1 protein-coding gene and 1 pseudogene are annotated in these 1,143 nt (G+C 52.7%); both read right to left on the bottom strand.

What is annotated here, in order from left to right:
• Positions 1-931, bottom strand: a 931-nt coding sequence (gene menD, locus IQ219_RS19795) for a 2-succinyl-5-enolpyruvyl-6-hydroxy-3-cyclohexene-1-carboxylic-acid synthase (protein WP_194073760.1), incomplete at its 3' end; no start/stop codon positions are given.
• Positions 924-1,143 (bottom strand): annotated as a pseudogene (locus IQ219_RS19790) (serine/threonine-protein phosphatase); the annotation flags it as partial. The pseudogene IQ219_RS19790 and the gene menD, both read right to left, overlap by 8 nt.

The raw sequence follows: 1,143 nt of genomic DNA, 5'->3' as shown, positions 1-1,143 counted from the left end.
GAATAATTTGCTTTGGCACTAACTGTTTTGCCCAACGGGGGCAACGGATCAGAAAGTCATAATTGGTAATTAAAGCGGTCTGGCCATCGTCATAGTTACGCAAAGAGCAAAGGGCATCGCACAGTACGGGATAATGCAACGCTCTGGCGATCGCCAAAATATCTGTCAGCAAAGCAGGGGTTTCACCACCGGGCAGAACTCCCACCAGGATCAAACCCAATCGACTGAAGTCCAGTTGGGGCGAGGAAAAAGCGGAAGTAACAGAACTGGAAGGCAAGGAAATCGCTTCTCCCTGATTCATTGCTGCAAACGTTGTTAGCCCCCGATAAAAATGCTCCTCGTTAAATTCTCCAGCTAGGTTTTGTAGGGACTCTAGGCCATGTTCCAAGGGCACCAGAGGTTCATCAAAGGGGCAATTGAGATGCACCACCCCCAACCCAGGCCAAAAACATTTTTGCCAACTATGGATCGCCGTTTGCCGCAGATAATGACAATAGTCCATGTTGGGCTCTGGCAATGCCAACTCCGTTTGCCACTGGGGGTAGTGGCCATAGAGCTTGGTCTGGTCAATGGTCTGCCCGGCCCGGCAATGACGCAATCTCGGGGGGCGATCGCCAGTTAGCACCAACAAAGGCACCTGACTGTAATGGGCTTCAATAATTGCGGGTAGGAAGTTGGCCGCCGCTGTACCGGAAGTACACACTAAGGCCACTGGTTGCCCTGTGCGTTTGCCATGGCCCAAGGCAAAAAAGCTAGCGGAACGTTCATCCAAACTAACTACACAGTCAATACCTCCATGGCGGGCCAAGGCCACCGTTAAGGGACTGGAACGGGACCCAGGACAAATAACCGCCTGCCGGAGGCCCAGTCTGAAACCGGTTTCCACCAAAAGAGAGGCGGCCAAGCTATTGAGGTTAGTGAAATCAACCATGCCCCACGCTCAAATCAATCAGGCTGGAGGAAGGTTGGTTTTGTTCGCCATTACCTTGGCCCAGGTTAAGCACCGCCACCGTCAGGGCCGCAATAATAATCACTATGCCCCCCGCAATTAACAACTGGCTGGTTTTGGAAAGGGCCAGGAATTTTGCGGCTAAGCCCCCAGAGCGATGGGCTGGCTCCGGTTGTTTTGCCATTGTTGGTGGG

This window comes from Synechocystis sp. LEGE 06083 (genome assembly GCF_015207725.1).
Taxonomy (GTDB): Bacteria; Cyanobacteriota; Cyanobacteriia; order Cyanobacteriales; family Microcystaceae; genus Synechocystis; species Synechocystis salina.
This window is presented reverse-complemented; position numbering and strand designations above follow the sequence as displayed.